This window comes from Bradyrhizobium acaciae (assembly GCF_020889785.1).
Taxonomy (GTDB): Bacteria; Pseudomonadota; Alphaproteobacteria; order Rhizobiales; family Xanthobacteraceae; genus Bradyrhizobium; species Bradyrhizobium acaciae.
In genome coordinates this window covers 1-5975 of sequence record NZ_JACMYK010000241.1, presented here as the reverse complement: position 1 = coordinate 5975, position 5975 = coordinate 1, and the positions used below count along the sequence as shown (strand labels likewise).

The window sequence follows — 5975 nt, the reverse complement described above, 5'->3', positions numbered from 1 at the left end:
GGAGCGGACGCGGTCCCGGGCCGACCCAACGCGTACCGGCGCCATGCCAGCCGGGCCGAACGCCCGGTCGCACAACAGTGCGGCTGCGGTAGGCAACCGCCCCGCCACGCGGACCGACCGCAACGCCGCCGCGGCGCACGACCGCACGTATCTGGACGACGTCGCTGCTCGAGTCCTGCTGCGTGACGGTCGGAAGTGAAGCGGAAGCGCCGATATTGATGGCTGATGCTGGGTCTGGCTGCACGGTAAGCACGGTGACGCCGATAACCGCCAGCCGGAAAATCTTGCTCAAGATCGCAGCTCGTTCTTGTTGTTCTTGGTGACCGAACGCCGTGCTGGACTGCATTATCGTGCCCTTCCATCTTTATGTGCTGCACTTTTCGGCAGCACTGATCCGTCAGCTATTCTTCCCCTTCTCCTCTGCCACGATCTCCATGCACCATAACGTGCACAGCCGATCTCATTGCCCGCGATCCGTTTCATCGAACGTTGTCGCGAGCTGATTTCGTTTCGAGGTTCAAACGATAGGCTAACACGCTTTGCGTGTGATGTGCAGTTTGTGCCAATCGCGCCTACACGACGTGCAGGCTTAATGAAAGATGTTTCAATTCGATCAATCCGATGACGTCGTGATTATTGCGTTCTCGAAAAAACAAGCGAAAATCTGAGGCTCTCGATTCTGCATCGCGATGTCGGCACGTTGTGCGCGGGACGCATTATTTACTGACTTCAAGTATTTGGTATTAGTAGAATAATCGCATTACACTTGCGGGCGTGGAAATGGGCGAGCACCTGACGGTTCACACCGGCGAGCTCAACGGCTTCGAGGGACTCCACGATGCCGTCAAAGGTTCGCATGTCGAGGTCATGCAGCTTGAGCGCGGTAAGCTGCGCGGCACTTTGTCTCATGTCGGGATCGGCGATTTTTCGCTCAGCATCGGCGCATTCAATGTCGGGGTCCGCACACAACGGATCTCAACCGATCCCAAGCTGATCATCGGAATGCTGCTGAACGCGACCAACCGCGTCACGCATTGGGCCTTCGACATGCAGCCGGCCGACGTGCTGGTGATTCCGCCAGGGGTTGAACATGACGGCATCTTTCACAGCGCCTCGTCCTACGCAGCCATTCGCTTCGACATGGACGATCTGCCCGACGTGTTCGGCGGCGAGCCGCGGCTCGCCGATGCCGAAACATGGAGCGCCAAGAACCATTTCCGCGCGGACCGCACGATCGGCATGAACGCCGCGGACAGGCTGCCGCAGATCATCGCGCATCTCGCGCGTTATCCGGACGCCCTGTCGGAGGCGTCGGCCGAGTTCTGGAAGCGCGCGATCACCGACTGCGTGACCGCCACGGTCGTCACATCGCTGCCATCAGACGGAACGAGCTATCTGCCGTCGGCGATGAAACTGGTGCGCGACGTCGAGGACTATCTGCTCAGCGCCGGTACCCGCCCGGTCCACGTCTCGGAAATCTGTTCCGAGTTGCGGCTGTCGCGACGTAGCCTGCACCGCGCCTTCCACGAGGTGTTCGGCGTCGGCCCCGTGACATTCCTGCGCTACAAGCGGCTCTGCACAATCCGCTCGATCCTACGCGAAAGCACGCCGGAGCAGACCACCGTCTCCAAGGTCGCGATCGAACAGGGCTTCATCGAGCTCGGGCGCTTCTCGCAATATTACCGCACCATGTTCGGGGAATACCCGTCGCAGACGCTCGGCTACGCCGGATAGGGCGAACCGGTCGCGACGCTCATCCAAGCCTATTTCGATCGCCCCGGATCGCCATTGCCGGACAGCAGCTGCGCCGCGCCGCCGATGCCGCGACGGAAGGCTTCGTCGAAGGTGACGCCGCGGAACTGCCATTTGTAGTCCTTGCCGCCCCAGGCCATCTGCCATCGCGTGGCCCAGCCGAGATCTCCGTCATCCCAAACCAGCCGTCCGACCAAGATGGCCTCGCCACCCTGTGGCGCGACGATCGAGGTCAGTTTCGGCGCCGGCATCTTCAAGAGCTCGGCCGGCGTGACGTTGGCACTCGTCAGCGCGGCAGCACTTGGCAACACGAAGCGCATGCCGCGCTTGCCTGCTGCAGCCGCAAGCGCGTCACGCTGCAAATCGGATTGCGTCCCATCCGATGTGACGATGTAATCCTTCGGACCGTGCTGCATCTCGACGAAGACGCCGAGCACCGGCCGCTGCGACCGCCATGGCTTGAGATCGAGCTTGGCGAGAATGCCGTCGATCTTCTTGTCGTCGAAATCAACGGTCAGGTCGTAGGGCCGGTCGCGGGTGCCCTGCTCGTCATGATGCGGCTTGCCGGCATACTGATCGTGATAGTCGAAGCTGCTGACGAACTCCTTGGCCTTCGATTTGTACGCGGCAAGCCGGCGATCGCTTGCCAGCGTCGGCTGGCCGGAGACCTTGATCAGGACATCCTCCAGACACGCCCCGAACCCGATGATCCGGTTCGGCTCGCCCTGGCCGGTGACGACGGTCTGCGCGCGGTAGAGGCTGTCGGCCGCTGCCATCGCACCGCTGCAACAGACCAATGCGGCGGCCAGCAGCATACGAACCAGGCCACGTGCGCGTGTGGCGATCGGATTGCGTTTCGTATCAAGCAAGGCAGCCATGGTCACCTCCGCTCGGTTCAGTGACGGCACAGATTGGCGGTATTTGCCGGGTCACGCCAACACGTCCGGGCATGGACACCATTCCGTCGGCAGCGCCGCACGCTATGGTCACGTGCGGCGGGCATGACATATGCTCGGCGCATGTGCGGTGGCGCCGGAAGCGCTGCCCAGGACGAGACCATTGAGCAGGAGACGTCCCGTGAAATGCTACGAATTGCAAGGCCCCGGTGGCGTTGACGCGCTTGCGTTGGTCGACAAGCCGGTTCCGCAGGCCGGCCCCGGCGAGGTCCTGGTGCGGCTGAAGGCGGCGACGCTGAACTATCGTGACCTGCTCACGGTCAAGGGCGGCTATGGCTCGCGCCAGAAATTTCCGCTGGTGCCGGTCTCCGACGGTGCCGGTGTGGTCGAAGCGGTCGGCGCCGGCGTCAAGAATTTTGCACCCGGCGATCGCGTGATCGGCAGCTTCTTCGAAAGCTGGCTCGGCGGCGAGCCGAGCGAGACGCGGATGCGCGCAGCACTCGGCGGCAGCGTCGACGGCGTGCTGACCGAGTACCGGGTGTTTCCGGCGCATGCGCTGGTGCGCACGCCGGAGCATCTCAGCGACATCGAGGCCGCGGCGCTGCCCTGCGCCGGCGTCACGGCGTGGAGCGCGGTGGTCAAGCTCGGCGACATCAAGCCGGGACAGACCGTGCTGACCCAGGGCACCGGCGGCGTCTCGCTGTTCGCGCTGCAATTCGCCAAGATGTGCGGCGCCCGTGTCATCGCCACCTCCTCCAGCGACGCCAAGATCGCGCGGTTGAAACAACTCGGCGCCGACGTCACGCTCAACTACAAGACCACGCCCGATTGGGGCAAGAAGGCGCGCGAGCTGACCGGGCGCGGGGTCGACCTCGTCGTCGAGGTCGGCGGCGTCGGCACGCTGAATGAGTCGATCCGCGCCACCAGGATCGGCGGCACCATCGCCTTCATCGGCGTGCTCGCAGGTCCGGCATCGTCCGACACGCGGCTGCCGCTGATGGTGATGCAGCAGCAGCGGCTGCAAGGCGTCACCGTCGGCCCGATCGAGGACCTGCAGGCGCTGTGCGACGGCATCAGCCTGCACGGCGTCAAGCCTGTGATCGACAAGGTGTTCGTCTTCGACCAGGTCAAGGCCGCGTTCGCCCACATGGCGAGCGGCGCGCATTTCGGCAAGATCGCGATTGCGATCGGGTAGACTGCCGATAACCAAGGCCTAGCGCCCCGTGAACTGGGCCTTGCGCTTCTCGACGAAGGCCTTGCGGCCTTCCTGCGCGTCGGCGCTTTCGCGGATCACCTGCTGCAGCTCGATCTCGCGGCGGAACTGCTCGGCGTAGCTTGCGTGCTCGCTCGCCTCGAGCAATTGCCGCGTCGCGACCAGCGCGCGGGTCGGGCCGTCGGCGAGGCGGCCGGCGAGCGCCTTCGCCTCGTCGAGCAGCCTTGCATCGTCGACCACATCGCGCACCAGGCCCCACTCCTTGGCCCGCTCCGCCGACAGCGGCTCGTTCAGCAGCATCAGGTCGAGCGCGCGCTGGCGCCCGACCAGCCGCGGCAGCAGCCAGGTCGAACCGAGATCGGGCACGAGGCCGATCCGGCTGAACACCTGGATGAAGCTCGCCGAGCGCGCGGCCAGGATCATGTCGCCGGACATCGCAAGGCTGAAGCCGCCGCCGGCGGCAACGCCGTTGACCGCGACCACCACCGGCATCCGGCACTCGCGCAAAGCCTGCATCGCCGGCCAGTAATGCGTCATCACGCCGGTGTAGATATTGTCGCCGAGCGAGTTGAACGCCTTGAGGTTCTGCCCGGAGCAGAAGCCGCGTCCCTCCCCGGTCAGGACCAGCGCGCGGATGCCGGGGTCGCTGCTCATCTCGCCCACTGCGCGCGCGAGATCGCCGAGCAGTTCCGGCGTCATCGCGTTCAGGCTTGCGGGGTCGTTGAGCGTCAGGATCCCGACCTTGCCGTCCCGTTCACGCTTCACATTGCTCATTTTCCGCCCCCTGAAACCGGTTCTTGTTGCACTGACAGTGCCATGCTTGGCATGCTACGCCAACGTGCCCCGCCCGCAACAAGAACAGCGAAAGCAACGCCATGTCCGACCAGTTCTCCAACTCGCAAGTGATCCGCAAACCGGCCGTCAGCGCCAAGGGCGGCATCGTCGCCGCGCAATCGCGCAGAGCGGCGGAGGTCGGCGCGGAGGTATTGGCAGCGGGCGGCGATTGCGTCGACGCTGTCATTGCAACCACCTTCGCGCTCGGGGTGCTGGAGCCCTGGATGAGCGGCGCCGGCGGCGGCGGCGCCATGGTGCTCTATCGCGCCAAGGGGAACCGCGTCGAGGTGATCGACTACGGCATGCGCGCGCCCGACGGCCTGCGCATCGAGGATTACCCCCTGACCGGCGGCGCGGCCTCCGACCTGTTCCCGTGGGCGCGGGTCAAGGACGACCGCAACCTGCACGGCCCAGGCTCGATCGCGGTGCCCGGCGTCGTCGCCGGTATGGAAGAGGCGCATCGCCGCCACGCCAAGATGCCGTGGAAGGATCTGCTGGCGCCGAGCGTCGAGCTCGCCGGCGAAGGCCTGCTGGTCGATTGGTGGACCACCGAGATGATCGCAAGCTCGGCCGCCGATCTGCGGCGCTATGGCGCCAGTGCCGCGGCGTATCTGCTGGATGGCCTGCCGCCGAATGCGCAATGGGGTATCAAGTCTGAGGTCCGCATGCCGCAGGACAGGCTGAAGGCGGCGATGGCGCAGCTTGCCGCGGCCGGTCCGCGCGATTTCTACGAGGGCGACCTGGCGCGCAGCATCGCCGACGATATCCAGGCCGCCGGCGGCGCGCTGTCGGTGCGCGATCTCGCCGCCTTCCGCGCCCATCTGCGCGAGCCGCTGAAAATTCCCTATCGCGGCGGCACGGTGTATGCGACGCCGGAACTGACCGCGGGTCCGACCATGGCGCGCACGCTCGGCCTGCTGCAAAAGGCGCTCACGCCCGCGCAAGGCGGTCCGGATGCTATGGCCTACGCGGCGTATGCCGAGGCGCTGCAAGCGGCCTATCGCGAACGGCTGAAGGACATGGGCGACGTCGACGGCCGCCGCGCGCTCGGCGCCGAGGCGATCGCTCCATCCTGCACCACGCATTTCTCCGCGGTCGACCGCGACGGCAACATGGCCGCGGTGACGCAGACCCTGTTGTCGACATTCGGCTCCAAGTTCGTGACGCCGAATACCGGCCTCACCATGAACAACGGCATCATGTGGTTCGATCCGACCCAAGGCGCACCGAACTCGCTCGCGCCCGGCAAGCGCTGCCTGACCAACTACACGCCCGTGGTG

General features: G+C 65.3%; 5 protein-coding genes and 1 pseudogene. 3 read left to right on the top strand and 3 right to left on the bottom strand.

What is annotated here, in order from left to right:
• Positions 1–292 (bottom strand): annotated as a pseudogene (locus H8A92_RS39255) (hypothetical protein); the annotation flags it as partial.
• A gap of 488 nt (positions 293–780) precedes the next feature.
• Here H8A92_RS39255 and H8A92_RS39250 point away from each other — a divergent pair.
• Entirely contained in the window at positions 781–1734 is a 954-nt protein-coding gene (locus H8A92_RS39250) for a helix-turn-helix domain-containing protein (protein ID WP_229200622.1), read from the top strand.
• A gap of 29 nt (positions 1735–1763) precedes the next feature.
• On the opposite strand, the gene H8A92_RS39245 is transcribed toward H8A92_RS39250, so the two are convergent.
• Entirely contained in the window at positions 1764–2630 is an 867-nt protein-coding gene (locus H8A92_RS39245) for a DUF2066 domain-containing protein (RefSeq protein WP_229200621.1), read from the bottom strand.
• 199 nt (positions 2631–2829) lie between these two features.
• Between H8A92_RS39245 and H8A92_RS39240 the strand changes: the two genes are divergently transcribed.
• Positions 2830–3843 (top strand): zinc-dependent alcohol dehydrogenase family protein, encoded by a 1014-nt coding sequence (locus H8A92_RS39240; RefSeq protein WP_229200620.1) that lies wholly within the window; start codon positions 2830–2832, stop codon positions 3841–3843.
• An 18-nt stretch (positions 3844–3861) separates the two neighbouring features.
• Here H8A92_RS39240 and H8A92_RS39235 read toward each other — a convergent pair whose 3' ends face one another.
• Positions 3862–4635, bottom strand: coding sequence for an enoyl-CoA hydratase-related protein (locus H8A92_RS39235; protein WP_229200619.1), 774 nt, complete (start codon positions 4633–4635; stop codon positions 3862–3864).
• A gap of 101 nt (positions 4636–4736) precedes the next feature.
• On the opposite strand from H8A92_RS39235, the gene H8A92_RS39230 reads away from it, so the two are divergent.
• Positions 4737–5975 (top strand): gamma-glutamyltransferase (locus H8A92_RS39230; protein WP_229200618.1); only part of this gene is annotated, 1239 nt, incomplete at its 3' end.